General features: G+C 67.5%; 16 protein-coding genes and 1 pseudogene. 9 read left to right on the top strand and 8 right to left on the bottom strand.

The genetic code is table 11. The annotated features are described in order from the left end of the window. Positions 1-97 precede the first annotated feature (97 nt). From ABZ477_RS04080 to ABZ477_RS04045, 8 genes and pseudogenes are all read left to right on the top strand, one after another. Entirely contained in the window at positions 98-1150 is a 1053-nt protein-coding gene (locus tag ABZ477_RS04080) for a substrate-binding domain-containing protein (protein ID WP_360129799.1), read from the top strand. A gap of 71 nt (positions 1151-1221) precedes the next feature. Continuing rightward, positions 1222-2400, top strand: coding sequence for a Gfo/Idh/MocA family oxidoreductase (locus ABZ477_RS04075; RefSeq protein ID WP_360128275.1), 1179 nt, complete (start codon positions 1222-1224; stop codon positions 2398-2400). A 49-nt stretch (positions 2401-2449) separates the two neighbouring features. Continuing rightward, on the top strand, positions 2450-3451 hold the full coding sequence (locus tag ABZ477_RS04070; RefSeq protein ID WP_360128272.1) for a sugar phosphate isomerase/epimerase family protein: 1002 nt from the start codon (positions 2450-2452) through the stop codon (positions 3449-3451). Positions 3452-3540: 89 nt separating this feature from the next. Beyond that, positions 3541-4752 (top strand): ROK family transcriptional regulator, encoded by a 1212-nt coding sequence (locus ABZ477_RS04065; RefSeq protein ID WP_360128269.1) that lies wholly within the window; start codon positions 3541-3543, stop codon positions 4750-4752. Positions 4753-5770: 1018 nt separating this feature from the next. Then, positions 5771-12037: a ThuA domain-containing protein gene (locus ABZ477_RS04060; protein WP_360128266.1), complete on the top strand. Its 6267-nt coding sequence runs from the start codon at positions 5771-5773 to the stop codon at positions 12035-12037. Between the two features lie 86 nt (positions 12038-12123). Next, positions 12124-12465: pseudogene (locus tag ABZ477_RS04055) on the top strand (fibronectin type III domain-containing protein); the annotation flags it as partial. A 111-nt stretch (positions 12466-12576) separates the two neighbouring features. Then, positions 12577-14871: a PxKF domain-containing protein gene (locus ABZ477_RS04050; protein ID WP_360129796.1), complete on the top strand. Its 2295-nt coding sequence runs from the start codon at positions 12577-12579 to the stop codon at positions 14869-14871. A 249-nt stretch (positions 14872-15120) separates the two neighbouring features. Further along, the gene (locus ABZ477_RS04045) at positions 15121-15573 is read left to right on the top strand and encodes a hypothetical protein (RefSeq protein ID WP_360128263.1); all 453 of its coding nucleotides are present in this window, start codon (positions 15121-15123) and stop codon (positions 15571-15573) included. 31 nt (positions 15574-15604) lie between these two features. Here the strand turns inward: ABZ477_RS04045 and ABZ477_RS04040 are convergent, their stop codons facing one another. Both ABZ477_RS04040 and ABZ477_RS04035 read right to left on the bottom strand, forming a co-directional pair. Further along, positions 15605-16159: a hypothetical protein gene (locus ABZ477_RS04040; protein ID WP_360128260.1), complete on the bottom strand. Its 555-nt coding sequence runs from the start codon at positions 16157-16159 to the stop codon at positions 15605-15607. Between the two features lie 20 nt (positions 16160-16179). Next, positions 16180-16626 carry a single-stranded DNA-binding protein gene (locus tag ABZ477_RS04035; RefSeq protein ID WP_360128258.1) on the bottom strand — a complete coding sequence of 149 codons (447 nt, stop codon included), beginning with the start codon at positions 16624-16626 and terminating at the stop codon, positions 16180-16182. A 52-nt stretch (positions 16627-16678) separates the two neighbouring features. On the opposite strand from ABZ477_RS04035, the gene ABZ477_RS04030 reads away from it, so the two are divergent. Then, positions 16679-17095, top strand: a complete 417-nt coding sequence (locus ABZ477_RS04030; protein WP_360128255.1) for a hypothetical protein — start codon at positions 16679-16681, stop codon at positions 17093-17095. Here ABZ477_RS04030 and ABZ477_RS04025 read toward each other — a convergent pair. The 6 genes from ABZ477_RS04025 to ABZ477_RS04000 are packed head-to-tail and all read right to left on the bottom strand — an operon-like array spanning position 17052 to position 24994. Further along, entirely contained in the window at positions 17052-18869 is a 1818-nt protein-coding gene (locus tag ABZ477_RS04025; RefSeq protein WP_360128252.1) for a TraM recognition domain-containing protein, read from the bottom strand. The genes ABZ477_RS04030 and ABZ477_RS04025 overlap by 44 nt on opposite strands. A gap of 34 nt (positions 18870-18903) precedes the next feature. Further along, positions 18904-19902, bottom strand: coding sequence for a DNA-processing protein DprA (gene dprA / locus ABZ477_RS04020; protein WP_360128249.1), 999 nt, complete (start codon positions 19900-19902; stop codon positions 18904-18906). A gap of 44 nt (positions 19903-19946) precedes the next feature. Further along, positions 19947-21428, bottom strand: coding sequence for an ATP-binding protein (locus ABZ477_RS04015; protein ID WP_360128246.1), 1482 nt, complete (start codon positions 21426-21428; stop codon positions 19947-19949). Next, the gene (locus ABZ477_RS04010; RefSeq protein ID WP_360128243.1) at positions 21425-22198 is read right to left on the bottom strand and encodes a hypothetical protein; all 774 of its coding nucleotides are present in this window, start codon (positions 22196-22198) and stop codon (positions 21425-21427) included. Before ABZ477_RS04010 ends, ABZ477_RS04015 begins: the two co-directional genes overlap by 4 nt. A gap of 25 nt (positions 22199-22223) precedes the next feature. Beyond that, the gene (locus tag ABZ477_RS04005) at positions 22224-23687 is read right to left on the bottom strand and encodes an SCO6880 family protein (protein ID WP_360128240.1); all 1464 of its coding nucleotides are present in this window, start codon (positions 23685-23687) and stop codon (positions 22224-22226) included. Then, positions 23684-24994, bottom strand: coding sequence for a conjugal transfer protein TrbL (locus ABZ477_RS04000; RefSeq protein WP_360128237.1), 1311 nt, complete (start codon positions 24992-24994; stop codon positions 23684-23686). Before ABZ477_RS04000 ends, ABZ477_RS04005 begins: the two co-directional genes overlap by 4 nt. Between the last annotated feature and the right edge of the window lie 15 nt (positions 24995-25009).

The following is a 25009-nucleotide window of genomic DNA, read 5'->3' as shown; positions in this document are numbered from 1 at the left end:
CTCCATCGCGCTATTTGATGTTTCTTCAAACAAACGCATCTACGGTGGCGCATCCACCCGAAATCACTGCATTCACAACCTCAAGGGAGAGAAACCCATGGCACGTAATCACACGCTGATCGCTCGCACGCTGATGGGGGTCGGAGCCTCCGTCCTCGCCGTCGGTCTTCTTGCCGGCTGTTCCGGCGGGGGCGGATCGGATGACGAAAACGTTGTGGACCAGGGGACATCCAGCGACGAGAACGCTGCGTCGGGCGACACGGTCACCATCGGGTTCTCGGGCCCCGCCGCCGACCACGGCTGGCTTGGCGCGATCAGCTCGAACGCGCAGGCTGCGGCCGACAGCTTCGACGACGTCGAGCTGAAGGTGGCCGAGGGCACCAACGACCCGAGCGCTCAGATCGCGGCGGTCGAGACCTTCGTCAACGAGGGCGTCGACGCGATCGTCCTGCTGCCCACCGACGGTGCCGCGCTGACCGAGGCGGCAATCATGGCGATGGAGGCCGGCATCCCCGTCATCAACGTCGACCGCGAGTTCTCGAGCCCGTTCGCGGCGCGCACCACGATCCTCGGCGACAACTACGGCATGGGCGTCAGCGCGGGCACGTACATCTGCGAGCAGCTCGGCGACAACTCCGACGCGGTCGTAGCCGAGATCGCCGGGATCGACTCGCTGCCGCTGACCCAGGACCGGTCCGAAGGCTTCGCCGACGCTCTCGAGGACTGCGGGCTCGAGGTCGGCGCCCGCGTGGCGGCGGACTTCACAGTGCAGGGCGGCGAAGCTGCGACCTCACAGCTGCTCGCGGCAAATCCGCACATCGACGCCATCTGGAACCACGACGACGACCAGGGCATCGGCGTGCTGGCGGCCATCGACGCGGCTGGCCGGGACGAGTTCTTCATGGTCGGCGGAGCTGGTTCGAAGAACGCCATGGAGCTCATCCAGTCCGACGATTCGGTGCTGAAAGCTACCATCATCTACCCGTCGACCCAGGCCGCCGACGGCATCGCTCTGGCGCGTCTCATCGCCCAGGGCAAGACGATGAGCGACCTGATCACGCCGAGTGTCCCGAACCGCATTGTGCTCGACGCCCCCGTCGTCACCAAGGACAACGTCGACCAGTACATCGGCCTGGCATTCGAGTCCTAACCACTCCTCGGGGTGCCCCGTGCAGAATCCGGGGCACCCCGTCGTCACCGTCACATCTGAGAAAGGTTTACATGTCGGGCAAACTGCGCGTCGCGATGATCGGCGCGGGCTTCATGGGAGCGGCCCATTCGCAGGGGTGGCGCGTCGCACCCCACTTCTTCGACCTTCCACTTGAACCGCAGATGCAGGTCATAGCTGGTCGCACGCCAGGTGCGGTTGCGAAGGCGGCGCGAAAGTGGGGATGGGCCGAGTCCGCGACCGACTGGCGCGAGGTCGTCGCTCGCGACGACATCGATCTGATTGACATCGTGACGCCTGGCGACTCGCACGCCGAGATCGCCCTCGCGGCTCTCGAGGCGGGCAAGCATGTGCTGTGCGAGAAGCCTCTCGCCAACAGCGTGGAAGAGGCGGAGGCGATGGCTGCGGCCGCTGTCCGCGCCGCCGCAATCGGCATTCGATCAATGGTGGGGTTCACCTACCGTCGCGTCCCCGCCGTAACCTATGCACGCGAGCTCATCGCCTCAGGGCGAATCGGTACGGTTCGGCAGGTTCGCGCCGCATACAGGCAGGACTGGCTGCGGGACGAGAACGGCCCGATGACGTGGCGCCTCGAGAAGGAACGCGCGGGATCCGGCGCGCTCGGCGATATCGGCGCTCACGCGATCGATCTGGCAGAGTTCATCACTGGATTGCGACTCGACAGGGTGACGGGGACGCTCGACACGATCGTGCGTGAGAGACCTCTGCTCGGTGAAGGGGTCGGGCTGTCAGGCACAGCGTCTCACGAGCGCGGTACCGTGACGGTTGACGACGTTGCGGTCTTCGCAGGTCGATTCGAACCGGTCGACGGCTACAGTCCGATCGGATCGTTCGAGGCAACGAGGTTCGCCACAGGTCGCAAGAATGCATTGACGATCGAGGTCTCGGGTTCACGAGGTGCCATTGCATTCGACCTCGAGCGCCTGAACGAACTCGAGCTCATCGACGCGAGCGGATCCGAACTCGACCAGGGGTTTCGACGCATTCTCGTGACCGAAGCGCAACATCCTTATCTCGCCCCGTGGTGGCCGGCGGGGCACATGCTCGGCTACGAGCACGGGTTCAGCCACCAGGTCGTAGACCTCGTCACGGCGATCGCCGAGGGTACCGACCCGCACCCGTCGTTCGCCGAGGGACTGCATGTTCAGCAGGTACTCGCCGCGGTCGAGGAGAGTTCTGACCACGAAGGCCGCTGGACATCTGTGGGCTGAATTGCCCGCAACGACATCCGAATTTCTCAACCAAAAGGAGGAACGTGCAATGACGCGTCCGATCACCCTCTTCACGGGCCAGTGGGCCGACCTGCCGTTCGAGGAGCTCGCCAGGCTCGCCGGCGAATGGGGCTTCGACGGCCTCGAGATCGCCTGCTGGGGCGACCACATCGACGTGTCTCGCTGGGACGACGACGCCTACGTCCAGTCGCGCAAAGACATCCTCGAGCGCAACGGCCTGAAGGTCTGGGCGATCTCGAACCACCTCACGGGGCAGGCGGTGTGCGACGACCCGATCGACGTGCGCCACAAAGACATCCTGCCCGCCCGGGTCTGGGGCGACGGCGAGCCCGAGGGCGTGCGTCGGCGCGCCGCCGAAGACATGAAGAACACGGCGCGGTTCGCGGCCAAGCTCGGCGTCAAGACCGTCAACGGCTTCACCGGGTCGTCGATCTGGAAGGCCGTCGCGATGTTCCCGCCCGCGTCGGACGAGTGGATCGCCGCCGGATACCAGGACTTCGCCGACCGCTGGAACCCGATCCTCGACGTGTTCGAAGAGGTCGGCGTGCGGTTCGGCCTCGAGGTGCACCCGAGCGAGATCGCGTACGACTACTGGACCGCGAAGGCGACGCTGGACGCGATCGGCCACCGCAAGAGCTTCGGGCTCAACTTCGACCCGTCGCACTTCATGTGGCAGCAGCTCGACCCGATCGCGTTCGTGCTCGACTTCGCCGACGACATCTTCCACGTGCACGTGAAGGAGTCGATCACGAACCTCGACGGGCGCAACGGCGTCCTCGGGTCGCACCTGCCGTGGGCGAACCCGCGCCGCGGCTGGACCTTCGTCTCGACGGGCCACGGAGCCGTGCCGTGGGAGCCGCTCTTCCGCGCGCTCAACGCCGTCGGCTACGACGGTCCGACGTCGATCGAGTGGGAGGACGCCGGCATGGACCGCCTCGCCGGCGCGCCCGAGGCGATCGAGTTCGTGCGGAAGCTCAACGCCATCACTCCGCCCGCCGCCGCCTTCGACGCGGCGTTCTCCAGCAAGTAGCGAGCCAGCCGACAGTCTGGCCGGGACCTTCGGCCAAGTGAAGTTCCCGGCCATGACCACCGCAACCGGGTCCATCGAAAGGAATGCACTTGGCTGACGGTGCCATTTCGGATGCAACCACGATCACCCTCGGCGCGACGATTGATGACGTCCGCCGGCAGAACCTGAGCCAGGTGCTCAGGCTCGTTCATCGAGACGGACCGCACTCGCGTTCCGATCTGACGCGAGCGACCGGACTGAATCGGTCGACGGTCGGCGGCCTCGTCCTCGAGCTGAGCCACCGCGGTCTCGTGGACGAGAATGACTCGACGGGACCTCGAAGAGTCGGTCGCCCGAGTCCGACAGTGTCGGCCTCGGATCAGACGACAGCTATCGCGGTCAATCCTGAAATCGACGCCATCGACGTCGCGCTCGTGGGCTTGAGCGGAGCCGTCCTCCAACGGGTCCGCTATCGGAACGAGCGCGTGCCGACGGTTTCGGAGTTCGTCAACATCGTGAGCGCGCTCACGGCGGGTATGCGTCCCTACGGCAGCGGTCGCCAGGCGCTCGGAATCGGGGTCGCCATACCCGGACTCGTCAGAGAAGCCGACGGCACCGTCATCCTGGCGCCACACTTGGGATGGCAGGACGCTCCCATCGGACGGATGATCACCGACGCCACCGGGTACGACGTCGTCATCGGCAACGACGCCAACTGCGGTGTGATCGCGGAGAACACGTTCGGAGCAGGGCGGGGCGACGGGGTGGTCATCTACTTGAATGGCGGCGCGAGCGGTATCGGTGGAGGGATAGTCATCAACAACCGCCTGATCGCCGGCGAAGGCGGCAACGCCGGCGAGTTCGGCCACACGGTCGTTACCTCGGTCGGCAGGCGGTGCCATTGCGGATCGACCGGATGCCTCGAGACGGAGGTGCGTCGCGAACGTCTGCTGAGTGCGCTCTCTCTTATGAACACGGAGCCAGACGACCTTCTCGTCGCGATGGAACTCGCCTGGCTGGATCGGCGGAGCGTCGGCCGACGAGAGATGGAGCGGCAGCTCAGTCACCTAGGGGTGGCGCTTCGCTCGATCATTAACGTCTTCAATCCGCGGAGGGTCATTCTTGGCGGATATCTCGCGCAGCTGCTGGCCGTAGTCGGCGAGCATGAACTGCGGGGATGGATCGCCCCGACCCTACCCGGTGCGTCGGCGGAGCCGGATCTCGTCGGCACCGGTCTTGCGGATGCGCTGCTCCTCATCGGCGCCGCCGAACTCGTGTTCGCGCCGGCGCTCGAGGACCCTACCCGGGTCGCGGAGCGGTAGTGGGCGGCAGCGGCCCGCCGCGAGGAGTTCGTGCTGTGGCCGATGCACTCGGGGTACACGGAAGTCCCGCGAGGTACCGCTCAGGATGCCGCTCACGCGGCGGCTGCCCGCATCATGACTCAGAATTCTTCTTCACGTGTGCGGAGGCTCTCATCGCTTGGCGCGGCGACCATGCCTTGCGGGGTATCGGTGAAGACCGTCCGCTTTCGCGCAGCGGGCTCTCGGGCGAGGTCGTGGTGCCTCACATCGGGATGAGTCCGCTGCAGCCCGTGCACGGCACGGTGTGGGGCTACCGCAGAGGATGTCGGCATCCGCAGCTATGCCCCAGTCAGATCAGCGGAAACATCAGCTGTCGGGAGGCGAAACGCCGCTACTTCGAGGAGTATCACAGGCGACGGAGGGCAGGCGAAGGGACCCCGTTGGTCCATGGGACATCGGCAGCCTACCTCGGCGGATGCCGTGTGGCCGAGTCATGCCCCGGCAACGACGCCGGGATAACATGCCCGGACGCGCGCGCAGAATATCGCCGGCAACGAAGCCGGGCTCAGGGCATTGCGCCCCGCGCGGTAGCCGTCGACGGCGACGACGCAGCGCGGATAGTCGCTCTCCTGCGTGAGACAGGTCGCTCCGTGCGCTCCATCGCTCGGGAGGCTGGCATCGGCCACGGCACCCTGCAGCGAATCTGCGAGCAGTTGGACGCGGCGACGGACGTGCGCATGATGGCCGAGACGCGCGAGAAGCTACTCGCTCTCGGAGTCGCGCGCCCCGGCATCTAAGGCGTATCCGGGTCTTGGACTGAAGGCGCACCACGTGTTATGTTGTGAGTCCCTCGTAATAAGAGTCGCACTGTGACGAGAAGCCGTTCAACCCCTTATCGCCACGATGTGAGGCCGACTTGGACCCCGACGCGAAGACGTGCCGCCGGGGACTCGGCGCGAATCAATGACATTTGCTGAAGTATCAACAAAAACCCGAACGAACTGGAGCAATGATGCGAACTCTGTTCAGGCCGATAACGGTGCTGCTGACAGCAGCGCTCGTCACGACGGGGTTGGCAATGCCCCTGGCCGCGGCAGCTGTGGAAGAAGAGCCGCTGCCAAAGGTCCTCGTCTTCTCGAAGACCGCAGCCTTCCGGCATTCGTCCATCCCAGCGGGGGCTGCAGCCATTGAGGCACTTGGCACGCAGATCGGCGTCGACGTTGATCTCACGGAGGACGCGGCTCAGTTCACTCCGGCAAACCTGGATAACTACGAGGCTGTCGTCTTCCTCTCCACGACGGGTGACGTCCTCAACGCGACCCAGCAGACCGCCTTCGAGGACTACATCGCAGCCGGCGGCGGCTACGCCGGAATCCACGCGGCGAGCGACACGGAATACACGTGGCCCTGGTATGGAGGCCTCGTCGGCGCATACTTCGCCAATCACCCTGCCGTGCAGCAGGGGCACGTGCAGGTTGCAGACAAGACTCACCCATCGACGACGGAGCTGCCCACGGACTGGGTGCGCACGGACGAGTGGTACAACTACCAGACCAATCCGCGCGGCAAGGTGCACGTACTCGCGACTCTCGACGAGACGACCTACACAGGGGGCGCGATGGGGCAGGACCACCCCATCGCCTGGTGCCAGTACTACAAGGGCGGCCGCTCGTGGTACACGGGTGGCGGTCACGCCGCTGAGGCGTTCGCCGAGCCGCTCTTCATGAAGCACCTCGCCGGCGGCCTCCTCTGGGCAGCCGGTCTCGCAAAGGACGACTGCGGTGGAACCGTAGATAAGAACTTCCAGAAGGTCGTCCTCGACGACGACGTAGCGAGCCCGATGGGCCTCCAGGTCGCTCCCGACGGACGGGTCCTCTACATCGAGCGCAGCGGCCTCGTGCGTTCCATCGACCCCGCCACCAGCGTGACGAGCACCGTCGGACGCCTGCAGGTCTACACGGCCCAGGAGAACGGTCTGCTCGGCATCGAGCTCGACCCCGACTTCGCCACCAACGGGTGGATCTACTTGTACTACTCACCGGCGAACGCGAACATCACCGAGCCTCACCAGCGCTTGTCCCGGTTCACGGTCGTAAATGGCACGCTCGACATGGCGTCGGAGAAGATCATCCTCCGCATCCCGCACCAGCGAGTGGAATGCTGCCACTCCGGCGGTCACCTCGACTTCGACGGACAGGGCAACCTCTGGATCTCCGTGGGCGACGACTCGTCGCCGGGCGGTGCACCCGGCGGTTACTCACCGATCGACGAGCGCCCCGGCCAGGAGCCCATGGATGCGCAGCGGAGCTCGGGGAACACCAATGACCTGCGGGGAAAGCTCCTTCGGATCACCCCGACGGACGAGGGCGGCTACGTCGTTCCGTCCGGCAACCTCATCGACACCCCCTGGGCCACCGGCCAGGACAAGACGAAGATCAAGCCCGAGATCTACGGCATGGGCCTTCGCAACCCGTTCCGCTTCTCGGTCGATGACCGCACGGGCGCCGTCTACCTTGCCGACTATGGGCCCGATGCCGCCGTCGCCGATGCGAACAAGGGCATCGACGGTCGAGTCGAGTGGAACAACATCACCGAGCCCGGCAACTACGGCTGGCCGTACTGCCATGGCGGCGGCGCATACCGCGACTACAACTACGCGACGAACACGGCCGGGGCGGTCTTCGACTGCAACAACCTCGTCAACGACTCGCCGAACAACACGGGTCTGCGCAATCTCCCGCCCGTGATCCAGCCGGACGTCTCGTATGGGCGTCTGCTGGCGGACCCCGTGATCGGGCGTGGCGGAGCACCCATGGGTGGTCCGGCCTATGTGTACGACCCGACGATCGAGTCCGACCGTCAGTGGCCCGACTATTTCGACGGCACGCCTCTGTTCTACGAGTGGGGCCAGAACAAGATCTACGAGTTCCACCTGGATGACGCCGGCGAGCTCGACGACATCACCCCGCTGCTCACGTCCCTGCCGCTCAAGCGTCCACACGATATGCAGTTCGGCCGCCACGACGGCGCCTTGTACGTCATCGAGTGGGGGTCCGGCTTCGGCGGTGACAACCCCGATTCCCAGATCGTGCGCATCGATTACACCGGTGGCAGTGAGAACCCCGTAGCGAGTGCCTCTGCTGACATTCGCTCCGGCGGCGTCCCGCTCCAGGTCAAGTTCTCCAGCGCCGGATCATCCCACCCCCAGGGAGGTGAGATCACCTACGCGTGGGACTTCGGCGACGGTACGACTTCGACACAGCCGAACCCCTCCCACACCTACATGGGAGAGGGCAACTTCACCGCGCGACTTGTCGTGACGGACACGCAGGGCCGAACCGGCACTGACAACGTCCGGATCTCGGCAGGCAACACGGAGCCCGACGTAAAGGTCACGTGGCCGGCGAGCGGAACGGTGTTCTCGTTCGGCGACAAGGTCGACTTCAAGGTCGGCGTAGAGGACGCCGAAGACGGAACGACAAGTGGGGGCGGGATCGACTGCGCCGACGTCACCGCCGAGCTGATCCTCGCTCACGATGACCACGGCCACCCCATGCAGGACGCCGCGGGATGCACCGGTTCGTTCGTGTTGCAGCCGGATAGCGGACACACGGACCTGGACCGCATCTCGTACGCGCTCGAAGCGCGGTACCGTGACCAGGGCTCGCCGGAAGGCACCGTCGAGCCGCTCACCGGTCGCGAGGTCGTGGTGCTCCAGCCCGCGCGAAAGCAGGTTGAGCACAGGGAAGGGATGGCCCAAGGAGTTCGGGTCGAAACCTCCAACGATCCGCTGGGCGGAGGCTCGACCGTCGGCTTCATCACCGATGGAACCTGGATGCAGTTCGACGACTTCAACTTCGCGAACATCGACTCCATCAAGTTCCGGTCCGCCGCCCCGAACGGCAACGGCCGCATCGAGATCCGCAAGAACTCGGTCGATGGCCCGATCCTCGGGAGCAAGGCCGTGACTTCAACGGGCAGCTTCGCGAACTGGGGCTACACCGAGATCGAGGTGGACGACCCGGGGGAGACGTTCGACCTGTTCCTTGTGTTCCGTGGGCCGACCGGCTACCTGTTCAACCTGAACTGGATGGACTTCGTCGGGACGGGTGCAGCGGGCGGCCAGCCCCCGGTCATCGCCGCGCCGACGGCGACAGTGAACCCTGCGGCGCCGACCGGCTCGAATGAGTGGTACGTCGACCCGGTCAAGGTCACGCTCAACGCGACGGCCGGAGACTCAATCCAGTACCGCGTGAACGGATCGGGATGGGCCTCCTACACCGGGCCGGTCACGATCGACGCGGCGGGCACTAACCTCGTCGAATATCGCGCCACGCGCGGTGCATTCCACTCGCCTCGGGGAAGCGTCACGCTCAACATCGACGCGACCGCGCCGGCGACCACCAACTCTCTGCAGGCGGTCGCTCAGAACGGCTCGTTCACCGGAGCGGTGGGAGTCACGCTCGCAGCAACGGATGCGACGTCGGGCATCGCACGCACCGAGTACCGCGTGGACGGCGGTGCCGTGACGACGTATACGCAGCCGTTCGTCGTGACGGGTGCGTCGGACCACACGGTGCTCTACCGCTCCGTCGACAAGGCGGGTCTCGCGGAGGACTGGAAGACCGTGCGTTTCCACTCTCCACAGGGCACTCAGCCTGTTCTGACGGTTAGCAAGCCCGAGCCAGGGGGCATCGCACCGATCGGCACCTCGGTTCCGTTCGTCGCCTCGGTGACGGGTGGTCAGGTCGACTGCCGCGACGTTCGCGCGAGGATCGTGGTGACCGACGGAGGCCATCGTCACGAAGGCGAGTCGCGCTTCGGCTGCACGGGCGCGGTTCCGATGGTGCTTCCGACGGGACACACCGACCTCGACAAGTTGATCTACACGCTCGAGGTTACCTACTCGCAGGGCGGGTTCGACGAGAGCATCATCAGCCTCGCGCGGGCGACCAGCTCGCTGCCTCTGCAGCCGAGCCGGATCCAGGCAGAGCATTACGACACCGACGCGACGATTCGCACCGAAACCGCGGCAGACACGCTCGGCGGCGGGCTGAACGTCGGATTCCTCCGCGCCGGTGCGACGCTGAAGTACTCGAACGTGAACTTCGAGGGCATCTCGGCGGTGCGCTTCCGTCTGGCGAGCAACTCGGTGGGCGGGACGCTTGAGATCCGAAAGGACACGGCTACCGGACCCGTGCTGGGCTCGGTCGCAGTGACGAGCAGCGGTGCGTGGACGACGTACAAGTACGTCGATGCGCCGGTGACTGATCCGGGTGGTCCGTTCACGATGGTGCTCGTCTTCCAGGCCACCGGGACCCACTACATCGCCAACCTGAACTGGATCGACTTCGTCGGCTCTGGCTTCTCAGCGACGGTCCCCACCGCGCCGCAGAACACTGCGGTCACCGCCACGGGACGCAACGCCACGGTCACATGGGCAGCGCCGTCCTCCAACGGAGGCGCCCCACTCACGGGATATGTCGTGTACCGCGAGGGCACGTCGATCCCGCTCGGGACTGTCGGCGCCTCGGTTACCTCGTTCGAGGTGACGACGTTGCCCCCCGGTCAGTACCGGTTCACCGTCGCAGCTCTGAACGCTGTCGGTGAAGGACCCAAGGGAGGCCTGACCAACCAGGTCACGCTCACGGCAACCGCTCCGACCGCGCCCCAGGGTGTGACGGCCAGCGCGGCGGGCACCAAGGCGACGGTCTCGTGGGCGGTTCCGGCCTCCGACGGAGGGTCGGCGCTGACGGGCTACGTTGTGTACCGTGAGGGCACGACGGTCCCGCTGGGGACGGTCGGATCCTCTGAGACGTCGTTCGAGGTGACGACTCTGCCCGCGGGGCAGTACCGGTTCGCGGTCGCGGCGGTCAACGGTGTCGGGGAGGGGCCCAAGAGCGGGCTGTCCAACCAGGTCGCCGTGACCTCGGTTCCGACCGCGCCCCAGGGTGTGACGGCTAGCGCGGCGGGCGCCAAGGCGACGGTCTCGTGGGCGGCTCCGGACTCCGACGGAGGGTCGGCGCTGACGGGCTACGTTGTGTACCGCGAGGGCACGACGGTCCCGTTGGGGACGGTCGGACCATCGGTGACATCGTTCGAGGTGACGACCCTGCCCCCGGGGCAGTACCGGTTCGCGGTCGCGGCGGTCAACGGTGTCGGGGAGGGGCCCAAGAGCGGGCTGTCCAACCAGGTCGCGGTGACCCCGGCCGACACGGTGGCGCCGGTGGTGTCGGCGGTATCGTCGCCAGCTGCGGCGGACGGGGCGAACGGGTGGTTCGTGTCGCCGGTGTCGGTGAGTGTGTCGGCGTCGGATGCGGATTCGGGTATCGCAAGTGTGGAGTACCGGCTGGGCGACGGGGCGTGGAGCGCATACTCCTCGGCGGTGTCCATCCCGGAGGGAACGACCACGTTCATCTATCGAGCGACGGACAAGGCAGGCAACGTCTCGGAAGCCAAGCAGCTCCAGGTGAAGATCGATCTGACGGCGCCGGTGGTGACCGGTTCCCTGCAGGCTAGGTCGGCCGCGGTGTCGGCGTCGGATGCCGGTTCAGGTGTCGCGAGTGTGGAGTATCAGCTGGACGCGGGAGCGTGGACGGCGTACACCGAGCCGGTGGCAGCGCCGGATGCGGCAGCGCACATGGTGTACTTCCGCGCGAAGGATGCCGCGGGCCAGGTGAGCACCACGGGTGTGGTGAGCATCCCGGCGGCCCCGCCAGCGGGTCGGGTTCCCGGTGCTCCCACCGGTGTCACGGTCGCGCTGGGCGACGCCGTCGCGAAGCTGACATGGGTCGCTCCTGCCGACCCGGGGTCGTCCGCGATCACGGGGTACACCGTCACCGCGGTGCCCGGCGGGAAGACGTGCACCACGACGGGTGCGCTGACCTGCCGGGTCGAGGGCCTGACCAACGGGACGGCGTACTCGTTCGTGGTGACCGCGTCCAACGCGGTGGGCACGTCGGTGGCCTCGGCCGCGACATATCCGGCGACGCCGTCGTACGCGCCGGGAACGGCGGGCAACGTGTCGGTGTCGGTGAACGCGAAGGCGCAGTGCGTGAACGGTAAGCCGTCGCTGGCGGTGTACGTGCTGAACAAGGAGTCGGTGACGGTGACCGCGGCGGTGACCACCGCGTACGGCACGCAGTCGGTGACGCTCGCTGCCGGCAAGGCCGCGTATCTCACCTTCACCACCACGGGGACCTCGATGCCGGCCGACACCGCATCGATCGTCGCGACCAAGACGGTCAACGGCGCTCCGGTCAGTACCACCTATCAGGCCGGTTACACCACCATCACCTGCAACTAGACCGGCGGGCCGGTCGGGACCTCACGTCCCGGCCGGCCCCCGACCATCCATTCCGAAGTCTGATTCGACCACGAGGACGTGTCGCCATGGCCGCCATCTCATCCCTCCGCCAACGAGCAGTGGCATCGCTGGCAGTCATCGCCGTCCTCGTTGCGGGCAATGTTGCGCTGACTGGGGGTGGCGCTCTGGCGGCCGTGGCTCCGAGCGCCCCCGCGGGCGCGACGGTCATCACCGGGGACAAGGCCGCTCGCGTGACGTGGCCGGCGTCGGCGGACGACGGCGGGTCACCGATTCTGCAGTACACCGCGACGGCCACGCCGAGCGGCCGGACGTGCACGACGACCACGGAGCTGACCTGCCGGATCGACGGTCTCGTGAACGGGAAGTCGTATACCTTCGCGGTGACCGCCACGAACGCCGCCGGGACGTCTCCGTCGTCACCCCCGAGCGCTCCAATCACGCTGTCCTACCCGATCGGGGGCGCGGCGACGACCTCAGTCGCGGTGAACGCGAAGGCGCAGTGCACGAACGGTGCCCCGGTGCTGGCCGTCTACGTCCTCAACAAAGAGTCGGTCGCCGCGGACGTCCAAGTGACGACGACCCTCGGCGACAAGAGCGTCGCGCAGCTGGCCGCGGGAGCGCCGACGTACCTGACGTTCTCGGCTACCGGCAAGAGCCTGGCAGCGGGAGTCGCGACAATCGTCGCGACGAAGACGATCAACGGGGTCCCGAAGCCGACGACCTATGAAGCGGCCTATCTGGCGGTTAACTGCGACACCGCCGGCCCGGACATCGCCACGAGGGTGGAGCCTGCTGCCAACGCGTTCGGGTGGAACAACACCGACGTGTCGGTGCGGTTCACCTGCACCGATGACAGCGGCGTCGCCGGCTGCGCCGGCGATGTGACGCTCACCAACGAGGGCCTCGGCCAGACCGCCCCGGGCGACGCCGTCGACCTCCTCGGCAACCACTCCAGCACCGTGGCGGGGCCGATCAACATCGACAAGACCGCCCCCACCCTCACCGGCGCGCTCACCACCGGGCCCAACGCCGCGGGCTGGCTGAACGGCGACGCGGTCGTGGAATGGACCGGCGACGACGCGCTGTCGGGACTGAATCCTGCCACGCAGCCGGCGTCCACCACGGTCACCGGCGAAGGCGTCAACCTGACCGCGGGACCGGTCACCGTCGCCGACAAGGCTGGGAACGTCAGCGCGCCCGCCACGGTCACCGGCATCAAGATCGACCGGACCGCGCCGGTGGTGACCGGCGCCACCACGACCGCGCCGAACAGCGCCGGCTGGTACCGCGACGCCGTCCTGGTCGACTTCAGCTGTCAGGACGTGCTGTCCGGCGTTGCGGAGTGCCCGACCAGCACGCAGATCTCCGGCGATGGGGCGAACCAGAGCGTGACCAGCGCGGCCGCGTCGGACCTGGCCGGCAACACCGCGACCGCGACCGTGACCGGGCTGAACATCGACGGCACCGCCCCGAGCACCACGATCGACAACCAGTGCGTGCGCACCAACGGGTACTGCACCGGCTCGACGGCCACCGTCGTGCTGACCGCCGCCGACCAGGCCGGGCTGTCGGGCATCCAGGAGATCCACTACCGCATCGGTCAAAGCGCCGAGCAGATCGTTCCCGCCGCATTGGCGACTGTCGACGTGCCGATTGACGGCACCGGCGGCGCGACGATCAGCTACTGGGCCGTCGACCGGGCCGGGAACCGAGAGGAGCCCAAGTCCACGGAGCTGCTCTGGGACGCGATCGCCCCCACGGTCACCCACGTCGTCAGCCCCGCGCCGAACGCCAACGGCTGGAACACCACCGACGTCACCGTGCACTTCGACGCGCGCGACAACGACTCCGGCTCCGGCATCCTGCCCGGAAGCATCACCGCCGACCAGACCCTGACAGGCCAGACCAGCGGGACCGAGGTAAGCGGGACGGCGTCCGATGTCGCCGGCAACGTCGGCACCGACACCGTCACCGTCCGGATCGACAAGACCGCTCCGACGATCACCCCGACGATCACCGGTGGCACGCTGGGCGCGAACGGGTGGTACACCACCCCCGTCACGGTCCACTTCACCTGCGCCGACGCGCTGTCCGGGATCGCGGCGTGCCCGGACGACCTGGTCCTGTCCGACAACGGCGTGGCGAACAATGCGAGCGGAACGGCGACCGACCGCGCCGGCAACACCGCGTCGGCGAGCATCAGCGGGATCAAGATCGACCGCGAGAAGCCGCAACTCCGCAAAGCCGACGTCAGCGTCGAAGGGGGCATCTTCATGCTCGGCGCCGTGCCGACCGCATCCTGCACCGCCACCGACAGCCACTCGGGCGTCGTCGGATGCGTCGTCACCGTCACCGGTGGAACCGCCAACGGCGTGGGCACCTTCTCCTATACCGCGGTCGCGACCGATGAGGCAGGCAACAAGAGCACCGTCACCGGCACCTACCGGGTCGTCTACTTCTTCCTCGGGTTCCTGCCCCCAGTCATCGACGTCCACCCCGCTCTCCCGGTCGTCGGGATCTATAAGTCCGGCAGCACCCTCCCCGTTCACTTCATGCTGTTCGATGCCCAGGGCCGCGTCGTCCAGACGAACACCGCGCCCAAGTGGCTGGCGCCCGTCAAGGGATCCGCCACAACTGCGCCGTTGAGCGCCGTCGAATTCGCCTCCGCCACCACCGATTCCGGGTCCGCCTTCCGCTACACAGGCGGTCTCTACCAGTACAACTGGAAGGTCACCGGAGCGGGCTACTACTGGCGCATCGGAGCACAGCTGGACGACGGCCAAACGTACTTCGCAACGATCGGGGTGCGCTAGCCACGTGGACTTCAAGAACATTTGGACGGTGGGGTGGCCTCAGTTCACTTCGATGGCGCGATTGGCTTGCAGCAGATGATCGATGCGCAAGCCCGTATGAGGGTGGGTTGCGAACGGAGCCACTGCGCCGTTCGGCATTGGCTGATCGCCATTCTGATCGGATTTCTAGGAGTCCTCGCAACATCACACCCTGCTGTTGCGCACGGTGGACCGATCGTGATCTTTCCCTCTCAGGACGGATCCGGACGGGTGGTCGCCACTGTCGTATATGAGAAGGACGCCCATCCGTTCGAGGACGAGGCGGAGTTGGTGGCGACGGGGCAGTCCAATGATGGCGGCGTGTGGGGACCCGTGAGAATGGCGCGCTCGGTGCTCGGCCCCGGAGTCTGGGAGACGCCCACGCCACTTGAAGCCCCTGGCATTTGGCAGATTGTGGTGGAGATGCGTTCGCCAGAAGCTGCTTCGGCGGCGTTCGTGGCGACTGTAGAAACGGCGACCCCCGAGTTCGCGGCGACTGAGGCCCCTATCCCCGAGCCGACTGCACACGACCCTGCTCCGTCGAAGGAAGCTTCCGTGACCGCCGCAGGCGAGTCGGGCGGAACAGGAGGAGGTGCGCTGATTGTCGGTACTGCGCTACTCGGGTTGGCGGTCGTTGGCCTGGTGGCCTTCCTAGCGCTCCGCCGGATTCGGTATCGCCGGTAGTCGCTGTCTGACGGCGAAGGGAACGGCGCCGCTACGCGAATTGCCTGCGGTAGAAGGCTTCCTCCGCCTCGCGTCGGCTCATCACATCTTCCAGCACAAACCTCACGAAGTCTTCGTCGCGGTGTGGAATCACGACATCCTCGACAGCCTCAGTTGAGGGCTCACCTGGCCAGGACGTTAGGCGAGTGGGCCGATCTTTGTCGAGTCGTGTCCCCGCGATCGCGACCCAGTCGTGAAGGCGCTGGCGTGCGTCGGCGAAGTCCTGGTGCCAGCCGATCGGCGCCGACGCGTGCTGGTCAGGGTCGTATGCGCAGAGCCAATGAAGGTGCAAGGCCGATAACTCCCACACCAGCTCAGGGTGCCGATGCCAGAACGGAGGGACAACTGATGCTGGCAGCCCGTAGGTGCGGCGAAGCCAGTTCACCCACTTGTTGAGCTCGATCCATTCGACCTCTGCTTGCTCCGCGGTGAGGAGGTTCCAGTTGACAGGGCGGGGCAGGCCGGCCGTCGCCGGTCCGTCTCCGTCGTCGGATCCTTCGTCTCTGTACGTAGATTCCGGTTGGTCGAAGCCGGAGGGGCCCAACATGCCCGCGACACCGGTACGTGTCAGAACCCGAGCGCGTTGGCGACGGCGCTCTTGGGCTCGGGCGTCGACACCTGGCGCAGCGGCGCTTCGCGTTCGGCTGCGATCGATCGCCGGCCCCGGTAGACGTCGTAGTTGGTGCGGGCGAGGTCGTGGCCGAGCTTCTTGGCGACGAACTCCTCGGCTTCGACGACCTGGCCGTCGCGCTCGACCGGGAAAGTTCGGGTGTAGCCCTCGGCGATGAAGCTGTCGCCTTTGGCGAAGCGGGTGAGCGCGCGCTCGGCGGTGGCGCGATAGGCGACCATGTCGTGGAAGCTCGGCTCCAGCTCGGTGAAGCTGCCGTCCTCGTTACGCCGGAAGTGCGGCTGCCCGATCCGGACGTACAAGCGCGTGTCACCGTTCTCGGTGACGGTCTGCTGCGGCTCCGAGGCGATGAAGCCGGAGATGGACTGCTGGGTGTGAAGAGCCATCGGACTGTTCCTTTGCGTCGGGGCGGATCCGATGATCCGCTCTACCGAGTAGGTGCGCGCGACGTTCCCGGCTGAGGGCGCGATGTCGTCGGCAGGCCGTATCCTCATCCTCGGCCGGGGAAGGAGCTCGACCATCGGCACGAACAAGCGCTACGAGCAGCATTTCGATCGGCTGATGGACGACCGGATCCTCGCCCGCATCGCCTCCGAGCATCCGCTGCAGTCCCTGACTCCGCACGAGCGTCAAGCCGACACCTTGCCTGAAACCCGGGACCCTCAGCCCAAGCCCTGCAGCGCGTGGGTGCGGTTCGGTCCGCACGCGATGCGAGTGGAGGGGACGGTTGTCGTGTGGAATGACGTGGCGTGCGGTGTGCAGTTCCAAGTCGGTGAGAAGGAGTTGAGGGCCTGGGTGTGGGCGAATGCGGTCACTCCGCTGGATCGTGCTCCGCGGGTGCCGGAGCCTCGATGAGCCCGGGATGCTGTCGCAGCAGTGTCTCGAGCGCTGAGCGGTCCGCGAGCAGAGCCTTCGCGTCGCGTCGCGATGTCCAGGTTCGCAACTTGGTGACGATGGGCGGCGCAGCGCGGAACATCACCAGCCCGGTGCCGAACGGCAGCGTGCGGATGACATCGGGCGGCATGATGGCGACGCGCCGGACGGACCGCTGCGAGGAGCGTGAGCCGCGTTCCCCGACGGTCACGGAGTCGGTGGTCTCGTCGCGTTCACCGATGAGGGTGGACAGGTCCTGAAGGTCCCGTGAGTTGGACGCACCGCCGAGGATGACCTTCACGATGGAGGCATCCCAGATCGCGCCGGCGGCGTTGTCGCTCCACTTCGAGCGGGCCTGCGTCAGCGACTGAAGGACCGGCATCGTGGTGATTCCGGTGCCGCCCCCCTCCGCCATCAGCGTCGGCAACGAGGGGAGGGGTGCGAGGTTTCCGATCTCGTCGAGCGCGAGCAGGAGCGGGGGATCGAGGCGCGCGCCGGGGTTGCGGGCGGCGAGACGCCGCGCAGACTCGACGACGTCTTCGACGAACGCGGCGACCAGGGCTGCGGAGTTGTTCGCTCCTGCGCCGGTGGCCAAAAGAAAGAGGGTGCCGTTGCTACGGAGGAAGGATTCGGGGTCGAACGATTCGCCCTCTGCCGGCGAGACGGCGGCGAGAACGCGCGGATCGGCGAGAGCGCCCAGCGCGAGGGACACGCCCTGCCAGATCGAGTCCCGCGTTCGAGGGTCGGACTCGAGCATTGCCTGCAGTGAGTCGGCCCATCCTGTCGCCGCCCGTGGATCGTTGATGAGGATGGCGACGGCGTCGGATGCGGCGGCAGGGTCGAGTGTCCAGCGGAAGAGCTCGCTCGGCGGACGGTGAGCGAGCGCGGCCGCGTGGAGGAGCGCTTGCAGGGCGGTGCGGGTCTTTGCCTCCCAGAACCCGCCGGCCTCGACGCCGCCGGCGGCGAGGCCCGTGCCGGCGGCGAGGCCGGCGGCGCGGATCATTGCGGTCAGGGGGTTCTCGCAGCCGCGGATCGGGGACCAGCGCAGACCGGCGGGGACGCCTTCGGCGAGCTGCTGCGGATCGAAGACCGCGACCGGCCCCCGGCGTTCGCGTGCGCGGAGGCTGGCGGTGAGGTTGTCGGGGCGGGTGGAGGTGGTCACGACGGCGCCGGGGGCGTCGAGGATGGCGTTGATGACGAGGTGCGCGCCTTTGCCGGAGCGGGGTGGGCCGATGACGAGGATCGAGTCCTCGACACTCGCCCACACCGCGGTCGACCGGGCGTGGCCGATGAGGTAGCCGACGTCGTTCGACATCGCCTTCGTGAGAGAGGGCCGCAGGTGAGCGGCGCGCCGCATGAGTGCTTTGCGCGATGCGGCCTTCTCAACGTCGACGCGTCCGGCGATCCCCTCAATGCTGTGCGGGTTGATCCTCGTTCGGCGCTGCCCGCCGCGTATGAGTCGCCAGGTTAGGATGCCGGCGCCCGCGGCAGCGGCGAGCAGTACGCCTGCGCAGATCCAGTAGGCGACGGGGTTGAGCCCAGGCGCTTGCAGCGCGGTGCCGGGGTCGCCCGCGTTGAGCAGCACCGCGAGCCCGGCATCCATCCCACCCGCCGGCTCGCCGACACCCGTCAGCCAAGCTGCCGCGGAGCCCGCCCCGCGGAGGAGGACGGCGAGGGCTGCGCCGACGATGAGGATGCCGAGCCCGAGGTTGGTGAGCTCGTCCCCGTAGCTCGCGGATGCCTTCGGCGCGCTCACGGTGTCGCCCGTCGGAGAAGGCTGCGCGGAAGGTTCACAGGCTGAGGTCCGGTTCGATCCGAAGCGGTCGCCGAGTAGCGGTGGCGTAGGTGAAGGGCCGGTCGGGCGCGCTGCTGTTCGTGGAATCCAGGAGGTCGATAGCGTCACGGGTGTCAGTGACGATCGTCGCGATTCCTTCTTGGAGGAGCCGGTGGCAGCCGGCGCTGGCGGGGCTGGTGATCGGCCCGGGTACGGCGCCGATCGGCTTGCCCAGGGCGTGGGCTTGGGTGGCGACGTTGAGGGAGCCCGAGCGGTAGCCGGCCTCGACGACGATCGTGGCGCCGCTGAGGGCGGCGAGGATGCGGTTGCGTTGCAGGAAGCGCCAGCGCGTCGGGGAGGAACCGGGCGGGAGTTCGCTGACGAGCAGGCCGCCGGAGTCCTGGATCCGTTCGAACAGCTGCTGGTTGCCGACGGGGTAGAAGCGGTCCAGTCCGCTCGCGAGGACCGCGACGGTCGACCCCGGGTGCGCCATGGTGGCTGCGCGGTGGGCGGCGCCGTCGATGCCGTAGGCGCCGCCGGAGTAGATGATGCGGCCTTGGGAGGCGAGATCGGCGGCGAGCTCCATCGTGATGTGCTCGCCGTAGCTGGTGGCGGCGCGGGCGCCGACGAGTGTGATGCGGCTCGCGGTGGCGCCTTCGAGCCGGCTCGGCTGTCCGCTCAGCCAGAGAGCGAGGGGCGCTTGCGCGCCGAGCTGCTGGAGTTCAGCCGGCCACGCCAGGTCTTCGGTGGTGAGCATGGTGAGCGCGCGGCGGTCCATCTCGTTCCGGATGCGCTCCACCTGACCCGGGTCAAGGCGTGGTGCCAGCCTTCGTCGCCAAAGGCTTCCCTCGGCGGGGTCGATCGCCGCCGGCAGGGCGGTGTCGGACGTGACGAGGGCGAGGGTTTCGACGGCGCCGATGCGGGCGATGAGGGTTCCGGTGACGGTGTCGCCGGGTTCGGATGCGGCGGCCAGGCTGATGCGGGCGAGGCGGTCCGCGGAGAACGAGTGGGACACGAATGCCTCCTTGTGTCGGGCAGGTGCGTCGGGTGCGCCTGCGGTCAGGCCGCCGTCATTCGGGCGGTGGTGTCGAAGACAGCGAGCTCGTCCGGGTGCAGCTGGTGCTGCACGACGAAGCTGCGGTCCTTCACGCGCCAGAGGCCCTGCCCGGTGCTGAGCGACGGCAGCAGGTTCATCTCGGTGCGGGTGAGGCCGAGAGCGGCGGCGGTGGACCCGAGCTGATCGGGTTCCTGCCGGTAGACGATCCGCGTTTCCGCGTTGGCCAGCAGTGAGGATGCGAGGGCGCGCATGGCGGAGCCCGAGTCGCCGACGTTGTCGAGGTCGGAGAGCTTGTGGAACACGAGCATGTTGGCGATTCCGAAATGGCGTGCCAGGCGCCATTGGGCGTCCATCCGGCGCAGCAGTGCGGGGTAGGCCATGAGGCGCCAGGCTTCGTCATAGATGACCCAGCGCTGTCCGCCCTTCGGGTCGGCGAGTGCCGATTCCATCCACGCCGATGAGCAGGTCATCAGGACGGACACGAGCGTGGAGTTCTCGGCGACGCGGGAGAGGTCGAGCGACACCATCGGCAGGCTCGGGTCGAATCGCACGGTGGAGGGGCCGTCGAACAGTCCCGCGAGGTCGCCGGCGACGAGTCGGCGCAGCGCGTGCCCGACGAGGCGGCCGTCTTCTGCGACTCGTCGCTCGCGGTCGTCTGCGCTCGTGGGGGAGAGGATGCGGTCGACGACCATGGGCAGGATCGGCACATCTGAGCCGCGGACCACGTCGGTGAGGGCGAGGTCGATCGCGGTGTGCTCGAGGGGTGTGAGGGAGCGTTCGAGGACGGTTTCGGCGAGGGCGCCGATGAGGTCGCGGCGGCGGGACGCGACCTGTGCTGTCCACTCGGCGTCGGTGAGTGCGGATGCGCGGTGGCCCTCGTCGAGCGGGTTGAGACGGTTGCGGAGCCCGTGGCCGAGGATGATGGCGCGGCCGCCGACGGCCTCGGCGACGGCGGTGTGCTCGCCCTTCGGGTCGCCGGGCACGTATACGCGGCGGCCGAAGGGAAGCGAGCGGGTGTACAGAGACTTGGCGAGCGAGGACTTGCCGGATCCGACGATGCCCGCGAGGACGACGTTGGGTGCGGTGATGAGTCCGCGCTGGTAGAGGACCCAGGGGTCGTAGACGAACGAGCCACCGGAGTAGAGGTCCTGCCCGACGAAGACGCCTGCGGATCCGAGCCCTGCCTCGGCGAGAAAGGGGTAATGGCCGGCCAGCGTGGCCGAGGTGTCTTGATGCTTCGGAAGCCGGAGACGGCCCGGCGTTCGAAGGGCGGCCGGCCCCGTTTCACCCGCGGCGGGCAGATACGCCGCCGCTCGCGCTTCTGCGCGCTCCTCTGCCGATTGCTCCTTCGCCTGTCGAGCCGAGGTCTTGCGCGCGTCGGCCTCGATACGAGCCGCGGCGCGTTCCCGTCCCCGACGTTGGCGGCGGCGCTCACCGTGCGGATTGATCAGCGTGCTGGCATGCAGCTGTCCATCGCTCTTCACAGTGCGACGCTCCTCACGACGGACCGGTCGCCGCTTCGACGCGAAGAGAACCACGGGTGGAGGGCCGCTGACCGCGAGGGTGTCGCCGGCGCCACGGCGGCCGACGGAGCGGCGGCTTCGTCAGAGGTTTGCGGGAAGCGGCGAAGGAGGGAGACATAGCCCAGCGTGGGGTTATGGATGACCGCGTACCCAGACGCCTTGTCCTCGACCGCGCGGTCGGTCGCGCACGTGGGGATCCCCTCGTACACATACCCGTTCACGAGCGCCGCCTCCGTGGTCTCGTCCCCGTAGTCCCACTGCGCGAGGTATCGAATCGCCGCCGATGCTTCCGACCGGTCGAGGAGGTTGAGTGGCTCGTCTGCCTCGGCGCCCTGGAGGAAGACAACGCTCACCCATCGCTCGTTCCGCTCCGCCGGCACCCACGCGATCCGGCTTGAATCCTGGGAGGCGAGGTCGGTGGCGTGCTCGGCCGCGTCGAGGAGTTCGCGGGCTCGCACGAGCGCCCAGGTGGCGCCATCCGCCTCGTGCGCGCCGAGAGTGGCATCCCCGTCATCCAGACGAGCACGGCCGCGATGCCGCATGTGGGCGTGCGCCAGCTGGTCCGCCACCTGCACGAGCGAGCGAAGAGAGCCGAGAAGCTCACCGATCAACGGGTAGAGATCGGCAGGGTTGTCCACCGTGATGGTCGACTGCGCGAAGCCCTTCATCGCGGTCGACGCGGCGGCAGCCGCACTACGTGTTGCTTCATCACTGTCCATCGCCTTCTCCAATCACTCGATGTGCACGCACGCCGACTCACGTGGGCCGGCAAAGAGGAAGGGCCGTGGCCGCGAACGCCTGCGCCTGCTGGCCGACCAGGCGGCGCGTCTCGCACGATGCTTGGATCGCCGCCTGCTCGACGGTTGCCACGGCCACATCGAGTTCGGCCTGTGTCGGCGCGGAAATACTGATCATGCCGATGGTGCGCAACACGCCATGCCCTGCGGTCAGGTCAGCCTCCTGCTGCAGCACATCTTCGAACTCCGCTGTCGCGGCAGCATCCTCGATCTGTCCGATGCGTCGACGTTGGTGAGCGTCGCTGATCAGCTCCGTCTTCTTCCGGCGGATGTCGCGCGCGGCGTGATCGGATCGCACCGGAATGTAGTGCAGCGACAGAGTGCGCAGCACGCCGTTGGACAGCACAAGGGGTGAGAGGAAGCCCGGGAACACCTGCGAGCGCGGCCATTCGCTGATCCACAGCACGACGTGGTGCGCGGTGTCGCTGCGCAACCCGTCCCAGCTCTCGGTGACCGCGACGGGGCCTGCGTCGGCGAGTGACCTTCCGATCGAGGGATGCCGCTCCAGGCCGAGGCTCGCGGCGGGATCGTACGCCGACCTCAGCACCGCGGCGAGATCGCCCGGGCCGAGCCAGTCCCCGACGCCGAGGTCGGCCGCTCGAAGCGCAGCGGTGAGTGCGGACATCTCTTGGCGCAGTACGCTCGCAGACCCCCGCATCCCACCACCGCCTGCGCGAACCTGTCGGGCGGAGGCCTGCAGATCCAGGGCGATGCTGATCGTCGTCGCGTGCCGCTCACCGGCCGGCCCCGCGCGGTCGATCAGTTCCCGGTAGGTCTGCGAAGCCCAGGTGCCGTCGTCCACGCCGTGGCGATCCCACCACTCGTCCAGTCCCGTTCCCGAGTCGAGCAGGGTCCGCTCGGAAACCTGAAGGCGTGAGATGCGGCCAGACCGGCATGCGCCCGCGAGCACGCGGCCCCACCCTGCGACGCGCCGATGCTGCTCGACGGGATCCAGCAGCACGAACGCCGGGTGCGACACGGTGAGAACCGCGGTCAGGGTCTGTGCATGCGGATCGTGGATCATCGCTGCGCCCGACTCGAGGTCCACCCACTCACGCAGGCGGGCCGCATCGCCCGGGAGCGCCAGAGTCCCTGCGGGACGCGGACGCTCGATCGGCTTTCGATAGGTCAGTTGCCCAGACAGCACTCGCCGCGACCACAGAATGATCACCGGCGTCCACTCGACGAGCTTGCGGCCGCCGACGCCGACGGTCGCGATGAGGATCGCTGACCCCCAGACAGGCGCCGTCCACATCACAGCCTCGGCGCCCGAGGTGTACAGCGCCACGACGATCGTCAACAGCGCGAACGACACGGCGATGAGCTGCGGAAGGGACAGCCCGAGCAGGATGCCGCGACGGCTCAGCCGAGAGAACTGCACGGGTACCGGCTGGAAGCCAGAGCTCGATTCCTGACGGGTCATGGTCTTGTCTCTCCCTGTCGAGGCGCAATCCGCACCGGAGGCCGGGGAGCGGAGTTGTGGTGCCCGGGTGCGGCCACGCCGATAGGCGCCTCATGCACGCGGCCAACGGCGCGCTGGCTCGGTGTCGCTGAGCCGCCGACGTCTCGTGTCTGCGCATCGGCGGCGCCCGCGATCGCACCACCGGCCTTCGGGCCCGCCGTCGCAGCACCATGGACGACAGCGGCGCCGGCCGCGATCCCGGCACCCACCACACCCGCCGATGCAGCACCCGCCCCCGCAGAACCACCGGCACTAGCCGGCGCTGCACCGCCGGTCGCGCCCGCACCCCCCTGCCCCGTCGCGCCGAGGATCTTGGCAGCGTTTCCCGCCATCGGTCCTGTCGGAACTGGCACCGGCCGGTTGAGCGAGGACTTCGCCTCCTGCTCGCTCGACATCGCGTGGTACATGTCGACGCCCACGAAGCTGAGGAACTTGTACGTGATGTACGGCGCGAAAGCCGCGATGAACATCAGCACGATCCCCGCGATGGGATCGCTGATCGACGCCAGATCGGCATCGATGGGGGCCGCGACCTGCGCGACCGCGACCAAGAAGATGACGACCAGAACGAGCTTCGACAGGATCAGCGCGACGACAAAGGCCGTCCATTTGCCGAACCATCCCTTCGTCGCATCCCACGTCGCGCCGGCGAGTGCGATCGGACCGAAGACGACTGCCACCAGCAAGAGTGCCTTCCGGATGAGCAGCGAGAACCACACGATTGCGGCAGCGCTGATGGCCAGCCCAGCGAGGAAGATCGTGACGATTGCGCCGACGCCGGGCGTGACGATGTTCATCGTCGCGAGGCCCGCGACGAGCAGCGCGATCCGGTCGCCGATGCCGGCCATGGTGTTGCCAGTTGCCTGCACGATGCCGATCGCGAGCTGATCCGTGACCTCGAGTAACAGGCCCGTGAGCGAGATGACGATGAACGAGCCCAAGATTGCCTTCCCCAGGCCGAGCGCGGCTCTCGAAAGCGCACTCGGATCGCGCCTCACCAGCCCGGTGATGAGCTGAAAGCAGAAGAAGACGAGCGTGACGAAGACGGCGACCCCGAAGAGCACGTTGAACACCTCGACATATCCCGGCGCCTTTACGTCGATGAGCGTCGTGCTGTCGAACGCGCTCCACACCGCCTCGAACAGCCACGCGGCGGCCGATCCCATCGCGTAGGCGAGCCAATCGAAGGGCGCCGCAATCAGGGATGCTGTGCCCTCGCCTACCGCGTCGCACACGGTGGCGATCACCGGCACCTCGCAGACGCTCATCGCGGTTCGCCTGAC

This window comes from Microbacterium sp. NPDC019599 (genome assembly GCF_040632175.1).
Classification (GTDB): Bacteria; Actinomycetota; Actinomycetes; order Actinomycetales; family Microbacteriaceae; genus Microbacterium.
Note: the sequence above shows the minus strand (reverse complement) of the source record. Positions and strands in the feature narration are given on the sequence as shown.

Bases quoted from the DNA above. Each gene is read 5' to 3' on its own strand.
- ABZ477_RS04080 (WP_360129799.1), top strand. From the start codon at position 98: ATGGCACGTAATCACACGCTGATCGCTCGCACGCTGATGGGGGTCGGA.
- ABZ477_RS04075 (WP_360128275.1), top strand. From the start codon at position 1,222: ATGTCGGGCAAACTGCGCGTCGCGATGATCGGCGCGGGCTTCATGGGA.
- ABZ477_RS04070 (WP_360128272.1), top strand. From the start codon at position 2,450: ATGACGCGTCCGATCACCCTCTTCACGGGCCAGTGGGCCGACCTGCCG.
- ABZ477_RS04040 (WP_360128260.1), bottom strand. From the start codon at position 16,159: ATGTTGGGCCCCTCCGGCTTCGACCAACCGGAATCTACGTACAGAGAC.
- ABZ477_RS04035 (WP_360128258.1), bottom strand. From the start codon at position 16,626: ATGGCTCTTCACACCCAGCAGTCCATCTCCGGCTTCATCGCCTCGGAG.
- ABZ477_RS04005 (WP_360128240.1), bottom strand. From the start codon at position 23,687: ATGACCCGTCAGGAATCGAGCTCTGGCTTCCAGCCGGTACCCGTGCAG.
- ABZ477_RS04000 (WP_360128237.1), bottom strand. From the start codon at position 24,994: ATGAGCGTCTGCGAGGTGCCGGTGATCGCCACCGTGTGCGACGCGGTA.